Annotated in this window: 16 protein-coding genes and 1 tRNA gene; 7 read left to right on the forward strand and 10 right to left on the reverse strand. The window is 49.3% G+C overall.

Annotated features, from left to right (window positions below; all coding sequences use genetic code 11):
• Window position 1 precedes the first annotated feature (1 nt).
• The 6 genes from BUC30_RS09265 to pyrR all read right to left on the reverse strand — a co-directional run bounded on the left by BUC30_RS09265 (window position 2) and on the right by pyrR (window position 5,639).
• Window positions 2–613: a PilN domain-containing protein gene (locus BUC30_RS09265; RefSeq protein WP_073424566.1), complete on the reverse strand. Its 612-nt coding sequence runs from the start codon at window positions 611–613 to the stop codon at window positions 2–4.
• The gene (gene pilM, locus BUC30_RS09270) at window positions 613–1,761 is read right to left on the reverse strand and encodes a pilus assembly protein PilM (RefSeq protein WP_073424567.1); all 1,149 of its coding nucleotides are present in this window, start codon (window positions 1,759–1,761) and stop codon (window positions 613–615) included. Before pilM ends, BUC30_RS09265 begins: the two co-directional genes overlap by 1 nt.
• Window positions 1,762–1,851: 90 nt before the next feature.
• Window positions 1,852–2,883: a PilZ domain-containing protein gene (locus BUC30_RS09275; protein ID WP_073424568.1), complete on the reverse strand. Its 1,032-nt coding sequence runs from the start codon at window positions 2,881–2,883 to the stop codon at window positions 1,852–1,854.
• Window positions 2,884–2,892: 9 nt separating this feature from the next.
• Entirely contained in the window at window positions 2,893–4,152 is a 1,260-nt protein-coding gene (locus BUC30_RS09280) for an amidohydrolase family protein (RefSeq protein ID WP_073424569.1), read from the reverse strand.
• Window positions 4,139–5,080, reverse strand: coding sequence for an aspartate carbamoyltransferase catalytic subunit (locus BUC30_RS09285; protein WP_012820097.1), 942 nt, complete (start codon window positions 5,078–5,080; stop codon window positions 4,139–4,141). The genes BUC30_RS09280 and BUC30_RS09285 overlap by 14 nt, the downstream gene beginning before the upstream one ends.
• A 1-nt stretch (window position 5,081) precedes the next feature.
• Window positions 5,082–5,639, reverse strand: coding sequence for a bifunctional pyr operon transcriptional regulator/uracil phosphoribosyltransferase PyrR (gene pyrR / locus BUC30_RS09290; protein WP_073424570.1), 558 nt, complete (start codon window positions 5,637–5,639; stop codon window positions 5,082–5,084).
• Between the two features lie 164 nt (window positions 5,640–5,803).
• Between pyrR and BUC30_RS09295 the strand changes: the two genes are divergently transcribed.
• The 3 genes from BUC30_RS09295 (at window position 5,804) to BUC30_RS09305 (ending at window position 8,747) form a co-directional block, all read left to right on the forward strand.
• Entirely contained in the window at window positions 5,804–6,352 is a 549-nt protein-coding gene (locus tag BUC30_RS09295; protein ID WP_073424571.1) for a peptidylprolyl isomerase, read from the forward strand.
• A 148-nt stretch (window positions 6,353–6,500) separates the two neighbouring features.
• A tRNA-Ala gene (locus BUC30_RS09300) sits at window positions 6,501–6,573 on the forward strand.
• Between the two features lie 161 nt (window positions 6,574–6,734).
• Window positions 6,735–8,747 carry a M23 family metallopeptidase gene (locus BUC30_RS09305; RefSeq protein ID WP_073424572.1) on the forward strand — a complete coding sequence of 671 codons (2,013 nt, stop codon included), beginning with the start codon at window positions 6,735–6,737 and terminating at the stop codon, window positions 8,745–8,747.
• On the opposite strand, the gene BUC30_RS09310 is transcribed toward BUC30_RS09305, so the two are convergent.
• Complete coding sequence (locus tag BUC30_RS09310; RefSeq protein ID WP_073424573.1) at window positions 8,744–9,469, reverse strand: polysaccharide deacetylase family protein; 726 nt, start codon at window positions 9,467–9,469, stop codon at window positions 8,744–8,746. The two genes, BUC30_RS09305 and BUC30_RS09310, sit on opposite strands and share 4 nt — an antisense overlap.
• Before the next feature lie 53 nt (window positions 9,470–9,522).
• Between BUC30_RS09310 and BUC30_RS09315 the strand changes: the two genes are divergently transcribed.
• Together BUC30_RS09315 and htpG are read left to right on the forward strand one after the other, a co-directional pair.
• Window positions 9,523–10,371 (forward strand): undecaprenyl-diphosphate phosphatase, encoded by an 849-nt coding sequence (locus tag BUC30_RS09315; protein WP_073424574.1) that lies wholly within the window; start codon window positions 9,523–9,525, stop codon window positions 10,369–10,371.
• A 393-nt stretch (window positions 10,372–10,764) separates the two neighbouring features.
• Window positions 10,765–12,651 carry a molecular chaperone HtpG gene (htpG, locus tag BUC30_RS09320; RefSeq protein ID WP_073424575.1) on the forward strand — a complete coding sequence of 629 codons (1,887 nt, stop codon included), beginning with the start codon at window positions 10,765–10,767 and terminating at the stop codon, window positions 12,649–12,651.
• 155 nt (window positions 12,652–12,806) lie between these two features.
• Here htpG and BUC30_RS09325 read toward each other — a convergent pair whose 3' ends face one another.
• Window positions 12,807–15,023 carry a fibrobacter succinogenes major paralogous domain-containing protein gene (locus BUC30_RS09325; protein ID WP_073424710.1) on the reverse strand — a complete coding sequence of 739 codons (2,217 nt, stop codon included), beginning with the start codon at window positions 15,021–15,023 and terminating at the stop codon, window positions 12,807–12,809.
• Between the two features lie 231 nt (window positions 15,024–15,254).
• On the reverse strand, window positions 15,255–16,670 hold the full coding sequence (locus BUC30_RS09330; protein WP_073424576.1) for a MocR-like pyridoxine biosynthesis transcription factor PdxR: 1,416 nt from the start codon (window positions 16,668–16,670) through the stop codon (window positions 15,255–15,257).
• A 403-nt stretch (window positions 16,671–17,073) separates the two neighbouring features.
• Here BUC30_RS09330 and pdxS point away from each other — a divergent pair, with 403 nt between their 5' ends.
• Window positions 17,074–17,952, forward strand: a complete 879-nt coding sequence (pdxS, locus tag BUC30_RS09340; RefSeq protein ID WP_073424578.1) for a pyridoxal 5'-phosphate synthase lyase subunit PdxS — start codon at window positions 17,074–17,076, stop codon at window positions 17,950–17,952.
• 27 nt (window positions 17,953–17,979) lie between these two features.
• Window positions 17,980–18,573 carry a pyridoxal 5'-phosphate synthase glutaminase subunit PdxT gene (pdxT, locus tag BUC30_RS09345; protein WP_170861530.1) on the forward strand — a complete coding sequence of 198 codons (594 nt, stop codon included), beginning with the start codon at window positions 17,980–17,982 and terminating at the stop codon, window positions 18,571–18,573.
• 49 nt (window positions 18,574–18,622) lie between these two features.
• Here pdxT and BUC30_RS09350 read toward each other — a convergent pair whose 3' ends face one another.
• Window positions 18,623–20,542 (reverse strand): C1 family peptidase, encoded by a 1,920-nt coding sequence (locus tag BUC30_RS09350; RefSeq protein ID WP_073424580.1) that lies wholly within the window; start codon window positions 20,540–20,542, stop codon window positions 18,623–18,625.
• Window positions 20,543–20,556 lie beyond the last annotated feature (14 nt).

The raw sequence follows: 20,556 nt of genomic DNA on the forward strand, positions 1-20,556 counted from the left end.
ATCACCCCTCCTCTCCAAGGTCTTTCTTGAGTTCGACCTTGAGTGTAAAGCTGTAGGCTTCGTCGCCATCAACCTTTGTCGTGGAGATAGAGACAAGCGAGACTTTCTCTACACTCATCTGCTTTTCGAGCTTGACCATGTATTCGGCAACCTCGGAAAAGTCAAACGTCGTTCCCTTCATTTCGAGATTGAACTCGCTGACCTGGGAAAGACTCAAGAGCCACATGTTAGGCGGCAATACAGAAGATATGTTTTCAAACAGCACCACCCAGCGCTTTTTGCTGATCTGGATAGACTTGAGCGCATTGATTTTTGTATTGATAATGGACTGGTTCTTTTCAAGTTCGCTTATCTTCTTGAGCAGCGGGCGTTCGCGTTCAACGGCAGCACGCACAGACTGGAGTTCAGCTTCCAGGCTAGAAATAGATTCCAGCGTGTAGGCATAAACAAACAGAGCCGCAAAAACGGAAACAATGAAAATAACAGTCGGCCAAACAACACGGCGGTCGGTAAGCCATGTCAAGTCCTTTTGCTTTTTGCGGTGTTCACCCGGCAAAAGGTTGATATTAATTGCAAGCGCCTTGTTGGCACCCTTATTCTTTTTCGTAGCCATTAGAACTTCCTCATTGCAAGTCCCAAAGCCGGGGCGTAAATGTTAGAGAGGGCGATAGACATGCCATCCTTGTCGACCACGCTGGAGTCGCATTCCACAGAGCGGAAGGGGTTGACCGTCGCCGTTTCGATCCCAGTCTTTTCAGCGATATACTGCAAAAGCCCAGGAACTGCGGCACCACCGCCACCGATCAAAATTCTTTCGAGCGGACGGGAGTCTTCTGCGGAAGAATGATAGCGGATACCAAATGTAATCTGAGACATCAGTTCTTCGAAAGCAACCTTCATGGCGTCTTCAAGAACGGATATAGCCACATTGTCGATAACCTTCAAGTCGTTCTTTTCGAACATCTCATGACACTTTTCGGCAGTAATGTCAAGACTTGAAGAAAGTTTGTTTATAATAACATTCAACGAACCGCCATTCATGGATCGCACAGAGTGGAATGCGCCATCCTGAATGAAGCCCACGCTCATCTTGTTATCGCCGATATTGAAGATAGCGGTTGTCTTCTTGCGTTCTTCATCAGAAGCTGTCATGACAAATGAATTCAACAAGCCAAAGATATCGACATCCAGCGCTGACAGTCGAATGCCCTTGCGGGTAAAGAACTGAGCCCAGGAATCGAGCATGGAGCTTTTTGCAGCGACCACATTGACCTTGACATCGTCGCCTTCACGAGAAACAACCTCGTAGTCCAGAACGTTGTCCTGGTCATCAAACGGCGGACGTGACTGGGCGGTCTGAACGATAATGGCTTCTTCGTTTCCGTTCTTCGGAACCTTGATCGAGAGGCGGTCCACAAGAACACCACCTTCACCGGCTCCGCAGTTCACGGAAGCAACGACATCCACAGTCTCATCAATCGGGTGACGAAGCATAAGCTTGGAGAAAGCTTCGCCCAACTTGTCGAAGCCGTCCTTCTCTTTCTTCGCCCCTTTATCTGTAGTCAAATCGTCGGAATCACGTCTTTGGATAAGACCATTGATGATGGAGCCTGCAGGTACAGGTTCCAAATCCACTTCGCGCACAATTCTTTTACCGTTAGCATCATGATAGACCTTAACGTACTTGATGCTGTAGTGGCCAACATCTATGCCAACAGTTTCGCGCTCTCCACGAATTCTAGCAATCAACCCTAAAGCCAAAATAAACTCCGATAGGAAACAATACTATGTAAATTTTACTTTCATAAACATCGAATGTCAAGCGAAAAATCATCACAAAAACACATAAATCTAAGTTATTTCGCTATTTCCCCCGTTTTTCTTTGACTTTGTTTTACGAGTGACCTCAAAAATGTACTGAAGGACTCGTTCTTGCGTCCAGGCATAGGCACCTGTGAATACCGCCGAGATGGAATTGTACTGTGGATAAGCCGGGTTCCGATGACCAAGATTGTTCAAAATCTTGACATCCACGTTCTGAACTCCAAACGTCGGCAAGTTAAACGAAATAGAAATCTGCTGATTCGGTTTGCAGTCTTCTTCCAGTCCCAGAAGAATACCGCCAGCCGAAAGGTCGTAAAGGCGCCCCATGTGCACCTCGCCGTTCGGGAACATCGCCTTCACAGGGAAATCGACAACTTCACGGACCCACTTACGCAACTGCTCCTTGTCGAGCTGGTCGCAGTGGGTAAAAACAACTTTTTCGGGAGTCGCCGAAAACACAATCATTCTTTTAGAATAAACGGCATCGTTCATTCGAGTCCAGCGGATGAGCGCATGAGAACCTTGTATCATCTTGGCTAAAGAATGTGAACCTTCAATCTGAACGCTCCATGTTTTTTCCGAACGTTCCAGAATAGGCACTCGTCTGAAAATTTGTCCGTTTTCCAATTCCAAGTCCACTTTATCGCCGACATTGAACTGCCTTGTCGAACAGACCATGGACAAAGGATTGGAGCCAGAAAATTCCATCTTGCGCCTGAGGCCGGCAATCGCATCGAGCGTTTCTTCTGGAACAGAAAATACATTACGAATGCGATAAAATTCCGAGACAGCGGCTTCAAAGAGTCCTGAAGAATTCAGCACAGCATCCTTGTTTTCGAACTTGGAGGAACGCACCAACTCATCCAGAGTCTCTATTTCCTTTGGCGTAAAATCAAACGCCTTAATCTTCTCGTCGAACGCTTCTGTACCAAACATCACTTCATTTTCGCGACGTTTGTACATGAGCTGCATTTCAATCAGCACAAGCGCTACAAACGGAAGAACCGGAAGAATGTAGGACTGGAAAAATTTCCAGACTTCTTGAAGCTCGCTAGTCATCAGACCTCACTACAGCTCCGTCCAAACACCGTTGATGTAGGTTGCAAGAATCGACGACGGCAATTCCTTGCCCAAGAGCGGAGAGTTGCAGACGTGACCGGCAAAGTCGCTTTCGAGAACCTTGTGCGTTTTTTCCGGAGCAAGCACCACCACGCTTTCGCCGGCGGATTCTGCACCCGCCAAACGAGCAGGAGCAGTCGAAAGGAGTTCGATAGCACGAGCTTCACCGACACTTGCCACAAGTTTGTTCCAAACAGCAGGGAGTGCGACTTCCAGAGAAAGTGCGCCCGGCACAGAATCTTCGAAGTTCACAACTGTATCCTGACGAAGCACCGGCGTGTGGTTCACGCTAATCGCATTGACGGTTCCATCGACAACGCCCTGCCACAAGGCTTCGCGGTCTGCAGCCGAACGAATCGGCGGGAGAATGTGGTATGCGGAGTCGAGCGTTTCGAGGCAGGAATCATCCAAGAGCAAGTGGTACAAATTCACATCGCAAGTGACATCGATACCGTTCTTGCGGGCGTTACGGACTAGTTCAAGAGTTTCACCGCAAGTGACCTGCTTGAAGTGTACCGGCACCTGGAGGAATCGAGCCGTTTCAAGAACCGTATAGGTGGCAATCGTTTCTGCAATGCGAGGAATGCCCTTCATGCCGAGCATGTCGGAATAGGCGCCTTCGTGAACGCAACCGCTGTGGCGGAGCGTCTTGTCCATCGGCTGGAAGAAGAAGCGCTTGCCCGTCATCTTGCCGTATTCCATCGCCAAGCGGAGGAATCGAGAGTGCGGGATTACGCCATTACCGTCGCCAAAGCCAGCGACACCAGCTTCGGCAAGTTCGACCATTTCAGCCAAACTATCCGTGCCAAAGCCCTTGCTGTAAGCGCCGAGGAACTTGATATCGAAAGCATCTTCGCCGCGTTCTTCGGACTTGAAGCGGTTCACCATCGCCGTGAACTTGTCGGCATCGTCAATCGGGTTTGCGGCACTTTCGTAAAGGCCACCGTAGAAACCACCCTTGCGCAAGGCATCAAAGCCATCGGCAAACGTATAGACGTCATCGCGAAGCGGTTCCATAAAGTCAATGCCAAGACCAAAGAGGGCCGGCATCACAAGCGCGCCATTGCAGTCAAATTCAACCGTTTCGGACGTTTCGCAAGCGTTCAGGCGAACTTCGTTCTGAAGTTCAAAAGACTTGCCGTTCCAGAACTTTGCATTTTTCAGAACGACATTCACAAGACGACCTTTACAAGGTTTACGCATTTTCATTGTTGCGACCTCCAGCCAAAAGGAAGAGAACGGCCATACGGACGGCGACACCGTTGGTCACCTGATCAAGAATAACAGAATGTTCGCCATCGGCGATGTCGGAATCGAGTTCCACGCCGCGGTTGATTGGACCCGGGTGCATGATGATGACCTTGTCCTTAGCGCATTCAAGGAGTTCTTCCGTAATGCCGAACGTATTGCGGTATTCGCGCATGCTCGGGAGGAGAGCGTCATCCATGCGTTCTTTCTGCAAGCGGAGAGCGATGATGGCGTCGGCATTGGCAACCGCCTTCTTCACGTCAGGTTCCCACGTCACGTGGTTCATGAGGTCCGTATTGCGCGGCACAAGCGTCGAAGGTCCGCAAAGCGTCACGTGAGCGCCCATCGTGGACATGCCCCAGAGGTTACTGCGGGCGACACGACTGTGGCGGATATCGCCAATGATCGTCACGTTCTTGCCTTCGAGCGTTCCGAGCTTTTCTTCGATCGTCAGCATGTCGAGGAGAGCCTGCGTCGGGTGTTCATGGGCACCGTCGCCAGCGTTCACGATAATAGCGTTGCTGTTGTCCGCAAGGAACTTCGGCACGCCCGTCCCCTTGTGACGGACAACCACGATATCAATCTTCATGGCTTCGATATTGCGGAGCGTATCGACGAGCGTTTCGCCCTTCTTGACGCTAGAGTTGGAGCTTGCGAAGTTCACCGTATCGGCAGAGAGGCGCTTTTCGGCAAGTTCAAAGCTAGTGCGCGTACGGGTGCTGTTCTCGAAGAACAAGTTCACGACCGTCATGCCCCGGAGGCTCGGCACCTTCTTGACCGGGCGTTCGAGAATTTCGCGGAACTGTTTTGCATGGTCCAGAATCAGACGGATATCATGCTTGGACACTCCACGAAGTCCAAACAGGTGTTTAATTTCCAAAGCGCTCACTTTACGCCTCCACTTCTACGAGATAAACGGAATTTTCTTTATCAATAGGTTCTATCGCCACGCGAACTTCCTGGTTCCTTGCGGTTTCGACCGTAAGCCCCACACAATCCGGAGCAATCGGAAGTTCACGATGTCCGCGGTCCACGAGCACGCAAAGGCGGATTGCAGCAGGACGGCCAAGGTCCAAGATGGAACGCATGGCAGCCAAGGCCGAACGCCCCGTGTAAAGCACGTCATCCACGAGGATAACCGTCTTGCCTTCCACAGAAGCAGGCATTTCGGTAAAGCGCATTTCAGTCGCCACCTTCTTGCGGTAGTGGAAGTCGTCACGGTAGTACGTGGCATCGAGGCTACCCATTTCGATAGGCTTGCCAAATTTCTGAGAAAGACGTTCGGTGAGCTTTTTTGCCAGCGGAATACCACGGCTAGCCATGCCGAGCACAATCATGTTGTCTGCGGACGGATGCATCTTCGCAATCTTCGCCGCCATCTCGTCCAGCGCAAATTCCATCGTCTGCGCTGTCAGAAGCTCGCTTACTTTTTTGCAGTTATCATTCATAAAACAGTCTTAGTTATTAATCGTTAATCTTCAGTCTTTTAATTTCCTGACCATATTTTTAGGTGAATGTAGTTTTTTTAGGGGCTATTTGCCTTAGCTAGTTGTAAAACACCCCCTTAATTTTATATATATAGGCAAAAAAACACTAGTTACAGGAGCCCCAAATGGCATTTAATCAGTTAGACAAACCGCAGGCAGGCGAAACCATCGCCATCATGAAAACCAACCACGGCACCATGAAACTCCGCCTTTTCGAAGAAATCGTCGGCGAATGTGCCACAAACTTCATTGAACTTGCAAAGCAGGGCAAGTACGATGGCGCTCCGTTCCACCGCATCATCAAGGACTTCATGATCCAGGGTGGCGACTTCACCCGTAGAAACGGCACCGGTGGCCACGCCGCCAAGGGTCCGGGTTCCACCATCGGCGACAAGTACGACAGCCGTCTCACCCACGTCCGCGGCGCTCTCAGCTGGGCAAAGACTTCCATGCCGCACTCTATCGGCAGCCAATTCTTCATCGTTCACGGCAACAACGTCCACTTCCTCGACCACGAACAGTGCGGTCCGGGCCCAGCTGACGGTTACTCTGTATTCGGCCAGCTCTATGAAGGTTTCGAAGTGCTCGACAAAATCGCCGGTGTCGATACCGACCGTATGGACCGCCCGTACGATGACGTGATCATCGAATCCGTCACGATCGAAAAGGCTTAATAGACAAAAAGCCGGTCTTTACGCGATGTCATCCCCGCCTCCGAGCGGGGATCTCTTTTTTTAAAACAATTTTGAAAAAAAATTTCAGTTTTTTCAAAATGCACCCTTGACACGCACAACAACTCATTCTATATTTGTGCGCGTCCTCGGGGTTATAGCTCAGTTGGTAGAGCGCCTGCATGGCATGCAGGAGGTCAGGAGTTCGACTCTCCTTAGCTCCACTAGAAAGACTCGCTAAAAAGCGGGTCTTTTCTTTTTTGCAACAATTTATTTTTCCTATTTACAAAATAAACAACTCCCACGATAATTATAGGGAAAAAGGCACTACTTTTCCAACAACGTCGTTATTATAAAATAATATTTTTGTATTTTATTCAACACTATGGTCAGGCTTACAAAAATTTCGTCACTCTTACTCTCCGCCGGATGCGTATTAAGCTTTGCCGGCACAAATCCAAACATTGTCTGCGACGCATCCAAGATGGATGCCTTTGCATACGAAGACTGCATCGCCACACAAAGAGGCGCCAAGCTCGACAACACGGACTTTTCCGAAAGAAACGCCCCACCAGCCGAATTGATTTCGGAATCGTACGTTGAACCGTTCACTTACGACCCGTTCAATCGTGATGCATACCTAACATCGTCTTTCGGCGAAAACCGTGGCACACGTTACCACGCTGGCATCGACTACTCCACACAAATGGAAGAAGGTTGGCCCATCTACGCCCCTGAAAACGGCTACATCAAAGAGATCAAGACTTCCCCCTTTGGTTACGGCAAAGTCATGTTCTACGAAGGCAATAGCGGAAAGACCTGGGTTTTCGCTCACCAGAGTAGTTTCACCCAAGCCATAGAAGACCTGATCAAACAAAAGCAGTACGCCACCAAGAGTAACGACATTTCCATCAAGCCGAACATCAGATTCCGCAAGGGTGACACGCTCACATTCGCCGGAAGTACCGGAATCGGCAATCCGCATTTACATCTCGAAGTCCGCCTGAACAAAGACGACATCACTTCGCCCTGTCAACTCGGAGTCAAATGCCTCGACACCATAGCACCGCAAATTTTTGGAGTCGCCGTATGGCAAGGGAACGAACTCGCCCTTACAACTGACGAAGCGCTCCGCAACGGTTGTGCAGAAACCCCCGTCAAGAACGAATTTAACTTGTCCATGGCAATAAAGATTGCAGATTACAGCCGCGAACCCAAAGAAAATCCGATGGCAATCCGTCGTCTTGAATTGTGGCGTTACGACGACAAAATCTACAGCAAAGTCATGGACACGCTCAGCTACAAAAAGATGCTCGACATCCGCAACGAGCTCCTTTGGGCTGAAGAAGCGGACACCGCAGGCGACTGGCATTACATCAACGCAAAGCTCGGACCCATTTCCACATACAGACTCGAAATCGAAGACTTCAGCGGACACATCATTAAACGCGAATTCAATTTCCACCAGTCCTGCAAGGATAACGGCAAACTCGTTCTCATACAAAATCAGAACACCCCGCTTTACACGTTCTTGAGCAAGAGCATGCTTGACATTTACCGCTGCGAATCCGGTTACAAGTTTGCGGCACTAAACAAAGACGAACAAGTCATCAATAACGACCTCTGCAAGATCTTTGACCACAGTAAGCCGCTCCCGATTGGAAAAATCGTCGAGACGTTCCCAGAAACAAGGTTCATTCAATACAGCGCAGATGCCGCTGCCACAGGCACCGGTCGCGGAGTGAACGAACTCATTTCGATTTACCCATACGGCAAATACAAGACAAGCATCAACTGGTATACTAAAGTAGGCAACGTTAAAATTTCGCAGAAGATTTCGGGGATTCCGGTTGTTGGCGATACTTCGCAGCGCGTTCTCGCCGTTACGCGCAACCAGACCGACAGCGTAGACTTCTATGAATTCCATCCGAAGGGATTGCAATTCTATGGCAAGTGGAATGTCTGCATTGAAAACGAAGACAATCCGGCACCGCTTTACTGGCTTGGCGAAACAACCCGCCGTTGGTTCTATTTCGAAAAGCAAACCGGCTCCAAGAACCGTTGCGCATCAACAAATGAACTTAGAGACCTCGCCAACATTTCTGACGAAGACGGGTTCTCGCTCGGATTCCCCTACTGGGCAGAAACGCTCGTCGGAGGGATGTACCAATCGGCACTCAAGATTCCGCTTTATGCTAGATATGCAGGAATTCCAGACGGAAACGCCATTACGGTCAAGTACGGCAACAAGTGGATTGCAGCGGAATACGATTCAGAACCGCGCGAAATCATCCTCCTCGGCGATGCACTCCCCGATGCAGGTGAAACAATCTCTATCGAAATCACCGACGATTCTAAGCGCAAGACCAAAAAGGAAATTACGATTCCTGGATTTTAAAGATCGCGATAAAGCGTGAGGCAGCGCTTTCTGCCAAGCGCTAATCGAATAAGGTCACGAATCTTGTCGTTCAGACGCGGGAAATCTACAGGATGGACGGCAATACGAGGAACGCCGAACGGGATTTTTAAGATTCCTTCGGCATAGACAAAAGCAGCCTTTTCCGTTGATTTTGGAATGCCCGCAAAACTCGCCACCGGCGATGCATAGCGGACACCTTCAGTGGTAGTCAAAGAAAAGCGGTCTTCGTACAACATTTTTTCTGCACGGACTTGCCCCGGCAAGAACTTGTTGCTAAACCACGTCGGCGGGACAAACGCAACAGGAGCTTCAGCATTTCCGTTTTCATCAGCGAATAGCTTTTTCCAGGATTCCAGAGCCGCTTGCAAAAGGCGGCTCGATTCGTACTCGGAAAGCCCCGCAAATTCAGCCTCGCCACCCGTGAGGTTCATACCCACGAGACCCGCATAACTGCGGCCCTGGCTGAATTCTGCTTTGTGCTTAAAGCCATGCAGTGCAAGTTCAAATCCTTCGGACTTGAGCTTGGCGAGAGCTGTGCGGAAATTTTCAACGGCTTCAGGCGTTGCGTTCTCCGTATCGGGAATCACGAGTAAGCTAAAAGGCCCACCGACTAATTCCTTGAGTTCATCAAGAATCGGGGTCACTTTCTGGTAGTTCCAGACGCTAAAATCGTGAAAACAAAGGAGAAAACGCTTGCTCATGGCAATGAAGATAGTAATAGTTCCGCCAACTAATTTACTACATTTAGCTTACTATGTTCGAATCTATCATTCTCGGCCTTTTGCAGGGCCTCGCCGAATTCCTCCCCATCTCCAGCTCCGGCCATTTAGTGCTCGGGCACGAACTTTTAAACATGAACGAAGCGGGCATGTTCTTTGACATCATGCTCCACGCAGGCACGCTGCTTTCGATTTTCGTGGTGTTCCACAAGAAGATTACGGATATCATCGTCGGTTGCCTCCGTCGCGATCGCGACCAGCTCCGCGAAGCAGGCTACATCATTCTCGCGAGCATCCCGACGGCAATGATCGGCCTCGGCTTCAAGGACGCTCTCGAAAGCCTGTTTGAAAACCCGCGCGCCGTCTGCGTTGCAGAACTTTTCACCGGTCTTTTGCTTTTCACATCGCAGTGGGGCCCGACCGGCGCTAAGCACCCGGATAACGAAGGTGTCAAGATGAACTGGTGGCGCGCACTCGTGACCGGCACCGTGCAGGGCATCGCTTGCATCCCGGGCATCAGCCGTAGCGGTTCGACCATCAGCGCCATGATGTTCATGGGCGTGAACCGCAAGTACGCCGGCGAATTCAGCTTCCTCATGAGCATTCCGGCCGTTGGCGGTGCAGCTCTCCTTGATTGCATCAAGTGGTTTAAGTGCCAGAACGTCGAAAAAGTCGCTCAGATGGCTTTGGAAAATCCAGAAAAAGCAGCCAAGTGCGCCGAAGCTGGTAACTTTACCCCGGAACTTTTGGTCGGCATGATTGTCGCATTTATCTTTGGCGTCATCGCCCTCAAGTGGCTCATGAACTTTGTCCAAAAGGGCAAGTTCCAGCACTTCGCCTGGTACGTCTGGGCAGTCGGCATTCTCGGATTGATTTTGCTGTAATAGACTTTATATGCAAAGAGCCCGTTCACAAGATAGTGAACGGGCGTTTTTCGTTTGGAAAAATTTTAGTCTTATAGAGGCTCTTTTGGAGCATTGTTAAAACAGTAAGCCGGGCGTTGCGGGTCGGCGTTTGAGACCCGCAGTAGGGGTAGCGTATGCCGCAGGCGGCAGAAGCGAGGGGGATGCCTCCCCCTCATTATCCTATTCATAATAATCATCTTTATAATAACGGGCCTTCGCTGCCCCATTCTCTCGTCTTTCGTCTCTAGTCTCTCATCCAAATTGGCACGGTTCTTGCATATACTAGCGCGGAAACAAAACAAAACCGCCCTTTAGTTTCAATTTGAAACATTAAAATTGCGGGATTGCTTAAAAATTTAACAGGAGATTAAAATGGCAACAGAAAAGATGGAGTTCCAGACCGAAGTTCGCGACATGCTGAACTTGATGATTCATTCTCTTTACAGCAACAAGGAAATTTTCCTCCGCGAATTGGTTTCTAACGCAGCAGATGCACTCGACAAGCGTCGTTTTCTCTCGCTTTCGAACTCCAGCCTCCTCCCGGTGGGCACTCAGTTGCGCATCGATATTTCGGTGAACAAGGAAGGCAAGCGCCTCGTTGTCGAAGACAACGGTATCGGCATGAACAAGGAAGACTTGATCAACTGCTTGGGCACGATTGCTCGTAGTGGCACCAAGAACTTCATCAAGAACTTGAAGGATGCCGACAAGAGCAGTGTTGATTTGATTGGTCAGTTCGGTGTGGGTTTCTACTCCGTGTTCATGGTCGCGAAGAAGGTTGAAGTGTTGACCTTGAAGGCCGGTGAAACTCAGGGTTACCTGTGGTCTTCCGAAGGCACGGGCGATTTCGAAATTTCTGAAGCACCGCTCGACAAGGTCGGCACGAAGATTACGCTTTATCTCAAGGACGACGAAGACGCCGAAGATTTCGCGAGCGAATGGAAGATCAAGGATATCGTCCAGAAGTACAGCGGCTTCGTGAGCTACGGCATCTACTTCCACCCGGAAGCAAAGAAGAACGACAAGGGCGAACTCGAAGAAAAACCCGAAGAACGTTTGAACGAAAAGACTGCTTTGTGGCGCCAGAGCGAAAAGGAAGTCACCGAAGAACAGTACAAGGATTTCTACAACGTCATCAGCCACGAAGCTGACGAACCGGCCGCCTGGAGCCACAGTCACGCTGAAGGTTCCCAGGAATTCTGGAGCCTCGTTTACATTCCGTCGAAGGCTCCGTTCAACATTTGGCACAACGACGCTCTGCACGGTCTCAAGCTCTATGTGAAGAAAGTCTTTATCATGGATGACTGCAAGGACTTACTGCCGCCTTGGCTCCGTTTTGTGCGCGGCGTGGTCGATTCCGAAGACTTGCCGCTGAACGTGTCCCGTGAAATTTTGCAGAACAACAAGATTATCACGAACATCCGCAAGCACGTGATCAAGAAGGTGCTCGACGCCTTGCAGAACATGGCTGACAAGGATGTCGCTAAGTACAACGCTTGGTGGCGTGAACTCGGCATGGTCTTGAAGGAAGGCTTCTACATGAACTGGGAACATCTTGACGAACTCAAGAAGTTGCTCCGTTTCGAAAGCACCAAGACTGAAGGCGACGCTCTCGTAAGCCTCGACGAATACGTAAAGCGCATGCCGGAAGGCCAGAAGGAAATCTACTACCTCGTGGGCGACAAGAACGCCATCAAGTCGAACCCGATGCTCGAAGCCTTCAAGGCCAAGGGCTACGAAGTGTTGCTCATGAGCGACGGCATCGATGAATTCATGATGTCTAGCCTCACGGAATTCGGCGACAAGAAGTTCCACGACATTTCCCGTGGCGATGTGGACTTTGAAAAGACCGAAGAAGAAAAGAAGGCCGAAGAAGAAAACAAGGGCATTTTCAAGGGTCTCTGCGAAAACTTGCAGAAGGTCTTGGACGAAAACATCAAGGAAGTCCGCGTTTCTAGCCGCCTCAAGGATAGCCCTTGCTGCCTCGTGACGAGCGAAGATGCGATGAGCGCCCAGATGGAACGCATGATGAAGGCTATGGGCCAGAAGAACTTGCCGAAGTCCAAGCGAATCTTGGAAATCAACCCGACGCACCCGATTTGCGAAATGCTCAAGAAGAAGGCCGAAGCAAACGAAGATCTCGGCGATTGGCCGAAGGCCCTCTACGGTCAGGCTTTGCTCGCCGAAGGTTCTCCGCTTCCGAACCCGGCTGAATATGTGGCCGCGATTACAAAGTTACTGACTGCATCTGTCAAGTAATTACGCGCTATGCACCATCAAAAAGACCGCGATTCTATCGCGGCCTTTTTTGCATTTCTGCGACACTCGGCTTGCTAGTCTTTGCACTACTTCGTAGTGCAAATCGCTTCGCCTCGGTCATGGGAAAGCAAGCTTTCCCGCGGACACTCGGCTTGCTAATTTTTGACGCAGCGGACAGGATACGCAAAGTCCTTGACCATGTCGGTCATTAACACATCATCTCTATCATATACGAATATTATGGTCGTCGCAGCAGATTCATAAAGCCCTGTAGATGTCCAAATGTATGTCCACAAATCATCTTCCGTGTCATATCTAGATTCGGTGGGCAAAACCGAGAACGCGTAGTCATCCGTTCCCGGTTTTGCATCATCATCATTATCATACCAGCCACTTGTTGATTTCAGCACCTTGCCACCCATCAACTCGCCTCCGACTGCCGCAAATAAAATTTCATATTCTTCACTGGTCGGCAAATGCCACCCTTCAGGGCATACCCCACGTACAGGGTAAGTCGGCGTACATATATTGCCCATGCCGCAATCCTTGCCATTCGAGCTCCACTCGCCTACACTATCCATAGCAGCAGACCAAAAGTAGAAGCGGCCATGTTTTGCACACTTGCTAGGATCGTTATTAAAGCAAAGACTGCCTTCCGCATCAAAGTTCAGATTTTCAGCCATCCACCATTGCTTATCAATCTTCACGGTCTTGTAAGTTTGTTTGTCGCGGGAGTCCGTTAGCGTGCCATATTCACATTCATCTTTAGTTTCAGTTTTGCAGGCTTTCGCCGTAGGCTCTGTAACCGAAGGCTTTGGCTCGACATCCATCACGCAACGGACAGAATAACCGTAGTCTGCGTCTCTGGAGCGGATATCCGCGTTATCATACTGACCCTGAAAATACACGCATCCACTACTGTTTTCATATTCATCAGAGGTCCAAAAGAACGCTTGATAACCCACCTCCCAATAATAGTTTGAGACCCAGTCCCTGAAACCTGCAGGAAGCACGGAAAAACCGAAAGCATCCGTCGCCTCGCCACTGGAGATCCAGTCACTCGTCTTGAGTGTTATGCCAGCGACTTTTTCGCCCCCCACTGAGTCAATCAAGGTTTTCCATTCCGCTGTGGAAGGCAGATGCCATCCCTTGGGACAAGCGTCCGCAGCTGCATCCCATACATATAAGCGCCCAAACTTATCGCAATTATCTTTTGAATTATTGTAACAATAGCAATAATCGTTTTTGTATTTAGCCTCTCTTCTGTAATTCAGGTTCTGGGCCATCCACCACTGGTCACCGATTTTCACAGTCTTGTAAGTTTGTCCGTCGCGGTCATCCACCAGCTCGCCATACTCGCAATTATCTTTAGTTGAAGTTTTGCAGCCTTTGGGCACAGTCACAGAACTCCCCGATTTCGCAGACGAAGAAGACTTCGCACTTGACGACGATTCCGCCTTTTTGCTGCTGCTAGACTTTGTATCAGACGAAGTTTTGGAATCCAAAACGCAGCGGACGGACAATGCATTATCCATCGGCTCGCCCCCAATATCAGCCGATGCGTAACGATTATCCAAAAACATGCTAAACGCGTGATCGACCAGAATACTGTTGCGATCAAGTCTAGTCGACGATTCAATATCTTCCGTAGAACTCCAGAAATACGCCGCAGTCTTGTCACCAATAAAATCGTACGATTTAACATTCTGAGAGACATAACCACTAAAATCATATTCCATTCTGTAGCCTCCAGGGAGGGCAGAAAAACCATACTCATCCGTTCCGACCGTTTCTTTTTTCTCAAATTTCCAGCCGTCAACAGACTTGAGCTTTATCCCCGCATTATCGCTACCGCCGACTGTTTGGATCAAGGTTTCAAATTCATCCTTAGAGGGCAAGTGCCAACCGCCAGGGCAAGCCTCCGTTGCAGCTTCCCACTTGTAAAGACGACCGTACTTATTGCATAAGCCAGGGTTACTATTTTGCATGTATGAAGGTTCTTCACCATAGCAATAGCTAAAGCACGAATTATAATTCAAGTTTTCCGCCATCCAGACCTGGTCGCCGATTTTCACGGTCTTGTAGGTCTTGTTGTCGCGAGGGTCCTTCATGGTGTTGTTTTTTTCGTCGTATATAGCCTTAGCACTGCTCGCACTTGAGGGCGTTTTCGAAGACGAAGAAGACTTTACAGAACTAGACGAAACTTTTTTACTTGACGAGGAGTTCGCCTTGCTACTGCTCGATTTTTTGACGGCACTGCTGGACACCGGTTCTTCTGAATCAGCATTGCTGCCAGAATCACCACCGCAGGCGGTAAAGACAGACATAGCCGTCACAAGCAAGAACGGCAAAAACCTAGCAAACATTTTCATAAGCATCTCCTCCCCATACATTTGAAGGAAATATAAGAAATTTGGGGATTGAAAAAGGCGACCCCGTCCCCATTCGCGGATCATGACCACATAAGTGCTAGTTGCATTCAAGGCGAGTGTCGCGACAGGCTGCTTGCAGACTGTCATGATTGAGCCGAAGATGCTGACGCAAAGCGTCAAAGTTCTAAGTGGTCAAAGAGAACAAGTCCGGGATGACAAAGCAAGAAAATCTCATTCCACAATTTTTTCAAGCAGCGAAATAGCCTTTTTCATCTGTTTTTCGGGTACCGATGAATAGTTGATGACAAATTCGTGTTGCGATGGTGTTGCCATCGTGTAATAATCCGAAAGCGCTCCGATGCGTACGCCTTTTTCGAGAGCCCGATTGCAAAAGTCTTCGTCGGAAAGCGTTGTCTTCACTTTTAGAATAAAGTGCAGACCGGCATCCTGTTCGGCAATTTCAACGCGGTCGTGAAGCGAGCTGCGACGGATGATATCAAGCAGAGCATCACGGCGATGGCGATAGAAATTACGCATGCGGTTAATGTGCTTTTCATAATGACCGCCACTGATGAACGCTGCAAGCACATACTGCACGAGATTTGAAATTGTACAAGTGTAAAACGAGAACTCTTCACGAAATTTTTTCGCAAGCGGTTTCGGGAGAACCATATAGCCCACGCGCACCGTAGAGGCAAGCGTTTTAGAAAATGAATTTATATAAATCGTCTTGTCTTGCACGTCAATGTTCTGCAACGCAGGTATCGGGCGGCCCACCATGCGGAACTCGCTATCGTACTCGTCTTCGACGATGTAGCGGTTGCTCGATTTTGAAGCCCAGCTCAAGAGTTCATAGCGACGGCTCACTGGCATTACCTTCCCTGTCGGGAAATGGTGCGATGGCGAAAGATGGACTACGTCCGTGCAAGTTTCTTCAAGCTGGTCTATGCGAACGCCATGCTCATCAAGCGGGATAAAATTGCAAACAACATTTAGCTTTTGGTAAATTTTAGAAATTTTACTGTAGCCGGGATCTTCTACGCCGTACTTTTTATCAAAGCCCAATAGTTGCACAAGCCAAGTATAAAGGCAATCTGTTCCAGCACCGACGACAATCTGCTCCGGATCCACACGCATTCCGCGAAAATCCAGAAGCATTTTAGCAATCGCTTTTCGGAGAGCAAGGACTCCTGAATTTGGCGAACGAGTCAGCAGTTCATTTTGCTGTTCACAAAGGACTTTTCGCGTAATCTTCGCCCACGTCGAGAACGGGAACGTCGAAGCATCTACTTGATTATTGACGAAATCGGCAATGTAATGTAGAGCCTTAGGCGTTTCAACGCGTTGCGATTCACGGGATTGCTTGGCGGGAATAGGCTTTGGGAGAATTTGCGGATTTTTTGATTGAATCGCCGCAACGAAAAAGCCCTTGCGCGGAAGCGAGTAAATGAAGCCCTCCGCTAAAAGCTGCTCGTACGCATTTTCAACGGTCACGACGCTCACGCCCAGCGCATTTGCAAACGGACGCTTCGACGGAAGCTTCGCATCCGCCTCCAGACGTCCCGACAGAATATCGTCCCTGATAGAACGGTACAAGAAATGATAAAGAGTATCATCCCCCGCCTTTGAGATATCATATGAAAGCATTTGTGCGAACTCCTTCTAGCAAAACGGGAACAAACTCAAGTTTTTTCATTAAGAAATACTGAAATTCTCGTAAACGAGCGTCGTAAAAACGTGCGAGAAACAATTCGCAGCGAGTGAAGCGAGCGAGGACCGTTTCGAGTGTTTTTACAATGCGAAGTTCTTGCATTATCAAGCATTCCTTTTGAAAAAACTGACCACAAACTGACATTAAACTGAACCTATTAAAATAATAGAAATTTGAATATTTGATAAAGTCAATAAAAAGTCTAATTTATGCCACGAAAACAAGAAAAAACAGCACTAGAGTCATTAACGCAGCCCTTCGGCAAGCTCAGGGATCTTTTAAGGTTGGTGAGCCTGTCGAACCACGCTCAGGATGACACTCAAAACAAGGAGCCCCCAAATGTCTACAGAAAATCGCTACGAACTCAACAAGAATCTCGCCCAAATGCTTAAAGGCGGAGTCATTATGGATGTGACTACCCCGGAACAGGCAAAAATAGCAGAAGCAGCCGGTGCCGCCGCAGTCATGGCCCTCGAACGCATTCCCGCCGATATCCGCGCCGCAGGCGGAGTCTCACGCATGAGCGACCCCAAGATGATCAAGGGAATTCAAGATGCCGTCTCCATCCCCGTGATGGCAAAATGCCGCATCGGGCACTTCGTCGAAGCACAACTTTTGGAAGCCATCGAAATTGACTACATCGACGAAAGCGAAGTACTCTCCCCCGCCGATGACGTATTCCACATCAACAAGCACGAATTCAAAGTGCCGTTCGTCTGCGGTGCCCGCGACCTCGGCGAAGCCCTCCGCCGCATCGAAGAAGGCGCTTCCATGATCCGCACCAAAGGCGAACCAGGAACCGGCGACATCGTACAGGCAGTCCGTCACATTCGCCTCATGAATCAGGAAATCGCACGCATCTCGTCCATGCGCGAAGACGAACTTTTCAACCGAGCCAAGGAATTGCAAGTTTCGTACGAACTCGTGAAATATGTTCATGACCACAAGCGCCTCCCCGTCGTAAACTTTGCCGCTGGTGGTGTCGCCACTCCGGCTGATGCCGCCCTCATGATGCAGCTCGGCGCCGAAGGCGTGTTCGTCGGCTCGGGCATTTTCAAGTCCGGCAATCCGGCCAAGCGTGCCGCCGCCATCGTACAAGCCGTCACAAACTACACGGACGCAAAGCTCATCGCCAAGCTCTCCGAAGATTTGGGCGAAGCCATGGTCGGCATCAACGAAAACGAAATTGCACTTTTAATGGCTGAACGAGGCAAGTAAATGAGCGAAAACAAAACAAACAACCACATCAAAATCGGCGTACTCGCCGTACAGGGAGCGTTTGCAGAACACCGAACGATGCTTGAAAAGCTTGGGGTCGAGACGTTTGAAATCCGCCAGTTGCGCGACTTGGAACAAGATTTCGACGGACTCATTTTACCCGGCGGCGAAAGCACCGTGCAAGGAAAACTTTTGCACGACCTCGGACTTTTCGAGCCTTTACGCGAACGCATCGAAAGCGGACTCCCGACTTTTGGAACTTGCGCAGGACTCATATTGCTCGCCGAAAAATTGAGCAACGACGGTCACACGTACTTTGCGACAACGCCCGTTACTGTAGAACGCAACGCTTACGGCAGGCAGCTCGGAAGTTTCTACACTGAAGAAATTTTCGAAGGAATCGGAAAAATCCCGATGACGTTCATCCGAGCCCCGCTCATACAGCGCGCAAGCAAAGACGTACAAGTTCTAGCGACCGTCCAAAACCAAATCGTCGCCGTGCGGTACAAGAATCAACTCGCCATTTCGTTCCATCCGGAACTGAACAACGACCTGAGAATCCACAGGTACTTCCTGGAATCAATCGTTCAGGCAAGGACTCAGTATTCTATCAGTGCATAAACAGAAAGACCACGATCCACTCGTGGTCTTTTTGCATTTTCGCTTTTGCTTACCGCGCACCGTTTATGCGGAAAAATCCGCCATTCTTGAGAATAAGCACTTCATGGTTACGAATAAGCACTTTTGCAGGTGCAAGCCTTGCGCTTTGACCGTTGCGATATTCCCCAAAATCAGCAATGGGCAAACGATTCTCTTCCGTTGAATCGGAGCTGTCGCTTCCAAAAGGTAACAGCGGATAATCCGCATCCGGGAGGCCGCCTGCAACAAGCCCTTCCACTTCAACAGTTTCAAATGTTGCGGAATCCGGCGGCACGACCAACATCAGTTCTGCAATATGTGCTGAATTGTCTTCAGAAGGCCACAAGTCATCGATTTCCATTTTGATTTGGGTGTATTTTCCCTTTTTCCAAAATACATACTGAGGGTTTTCATCTTCCTTGAACATTCCAGTGGCAAGCACTTGATATTCTTCACCATCGGTAGTTCCCGAAATGGTAAAGCTACGCAAGTAACCTTCCGACATTTCGTCACCTTGGTACATGAGCCCCAAAGTTTCCTTTTCGGTCGATATCGCAAATTCAACAGGGAATTTGTTCAAGTTTGCAGATTTCCAAACCGTAGAAGGATTCCAGTCTCGAAGGTTTTGCACAGAACTCTTGGAATCTGTAGTTGGAATATTTTCGAAAGTATATTTACCACTCAAGACGTAATCTACAACGGCATTCGGATTACCAGGCATGACAAAAGCCCATTCATAACGCCCCTGATCCGAAAGTTTTACAGTATCGTCGTTGACGACTAGCTCTTGCACCAAGCTATCGCGGACATAGTCCTTGATGCTCAGAAACGAGAGCGTTCCTTCATCCTCGTAATCATCTCGCTGAATGGTAAAGAAATACTTCAACGGTTTTCTCAAATCGAAACCCGCCGAAATATCCGTAAGGTCGTAACCGAATTCCATCTCCTCCGTATGCACGCCGTCTTTCCACTTGCCTAGCATTGGGCCCTTGAAACCGTCATTGCGGAAATGGTAAAGATATTCCGTTTTCGATGGAACCTCCGAAGACGTATCCTGCGAAACACCTACAGATAACCGAATCTTTGAGCGGTTTCCATACGACATGCGGACTTTCACGGTGCGCTTGGGGGCATAATCCTTGCGCAAATGGAAGACTTCAACGACAGGAGAACGGCTCTCCGCATAGACGCTGTAGGGCACAAGGAATCGGCCTTCGTTTCCGAAGGAAAGTCCCCAGCTGTTCTGCACAATCCACACGCCGCAATCTTCACCGATGCAAATGCTATCGTCGTAACCCGCAATCGTTATCGAATGATTTGTCGCCCCCGGGAGCGATGTTGCGACAACCCAGGATTCATCCTTGACTTTAACGGTATCCAGCGTCCAGGAATCAATATCAAAACTGGCGGCTGCTACTCCACCTGCGGCAAAAGTCGTATCGCCCCAATGATTGTAGAGCCAACCCTTGAGCGAATCCCTACCTTCGGGAGTTGCAAGCGAAACAAAAGTCACGCTGTCGATTCTGTTGTGCATGGCATCATGCCAACGCGAATACCCCTGCATCCAGCCGTAGTCTTCTTCCACATTGCCGGAGAGCTTTCCGTAAGTGTTAGAATAGAGAATTCCTCCGTAAGTGGCAGCATCAGGAATGCCCACCTTTTGTGCAAGCAATGCTTCGGACGCATGCCCGGATGCCACGACCTGCCATGTGAAAAACGCAGGCAAAAGGTTCGAAGAATCCGCAGGAACCCTGTAATAGGCGTTACGTTCATAGCCAAGCGACATCGTAATGCGGGAAACAGATGCACACGCACCCGATTCACCTTGGTCGTAACCCCGGAAAAAATAAGGAGTTTCAGAATTGTCAACTGACGAAGGCAAGTCAGACGCTAATGCGAAGCCGTTAAGCAGCCCCAAAGACAATCCCAAAATTAAACGAAAATGGTTCATTATGACCTCAAAAA

Source organism: Fibrobacter sp. UWB7, from assembly GCF_900142945.1.
In the GTDB taxonomy this organism is placed as follows: domain Bacteria; phylum Fibrobacterota; class Fibrobacteria; order Fibrobacterales; family Fibrobacteraceae; genus Fibrobacter.

Bases quoted from the DNA above. Each gene is read 5' to 3' on its own strand.
- BUC30_RS09265 (WP_073424566.1), bottom strand. From the start codon at position 613: ATGGCTACGAAAAAGAATAAGGGTGCCAACAAGGCGCTTGCAATTAAT.
- BUC30_RS09275 (WP_073424568.1), bottom strand. From the start codon at position 2,883: ATGACTAGCGAGCTTCAAGAAGTCTGGAAATTTTTCCAGTCCTACATT.
- BUC30_RS09280 (WP_073424569.1), bottom strand. From the start codon at position 4,152: ATGAAAATGCGTAAACCTTGTAAAGGTCGTCTTGTGAATGTCGTTCTG.
- pyrR (WP_073424570.1), bottom strand. From the start codon at position 5,639: ATGAATGATAACTGCAAAAAAGTAAGCGAGCTTCTGACAGCGCAGACG.
- BUC30_RS09295 (WP_073424571.1), top strand. From the start codon at position 5,804: ATGGCATTTAATCAGTTAGACAAACCGCAGGCAGGCGAAACCATCGCC.
- BUC30_RS09305 (WP_073424572.1), top strand. From the start codon at position 6,735: ATGGTCAGGCTTACAAAAATTTCGTCACTCTTACTCTCCGCCGGATGC.
- BUC30_RS09310 (WP_073424573.1), bottom strand. From the start codon at position 9,469: ATGAGCAAGCGTTTTCTCCTTTGTTTTCACGATTTTAGCGTCTGGAAC.
- BUC30_RS09315 (WP_073424574.1), top strand. From the start codon at position 9,523: ATGTTCGAATCTATCATTCTCGGCCTTTTGCAGGGCCTCGCCGAATTC.
- htpG (WP_073424575.1), top strand. From the start codon at position 10,765: ATGGCAACAGAAAAGATGGAGTTCCAGACCGAAGTTCGCGACATGCTG.
- BUC30_RS09325 (WP_073424710.1), bottom strand. From the start codon at position 15,023: ATGAAAATGTTTGCTAGGTTTTTGCCGTTCTTGCTTGTGACGGCTATG.
- BUC30_RS09330 (WP_073424576.1), bottom strand. From the start codon at position 16,670: ATGCTTTCATATGATATCTCAAAGGCGGGGGATGATACTCTTTATCAT.
- pdxS (WP_073424578.1), top strand. From the start codon at position 17,074: ATGTCTACAGAAAATCGCTACGAACTCAACAAGAATCTCGCCCAAATG.
- BUC30_RS09350 (WP_073424580.1), bottom strand. From the start codon at position 20,542: ATGAACCATTTTCGTTTAATTTTGGGATTGTCTTTGGGGCTGCTTAAC.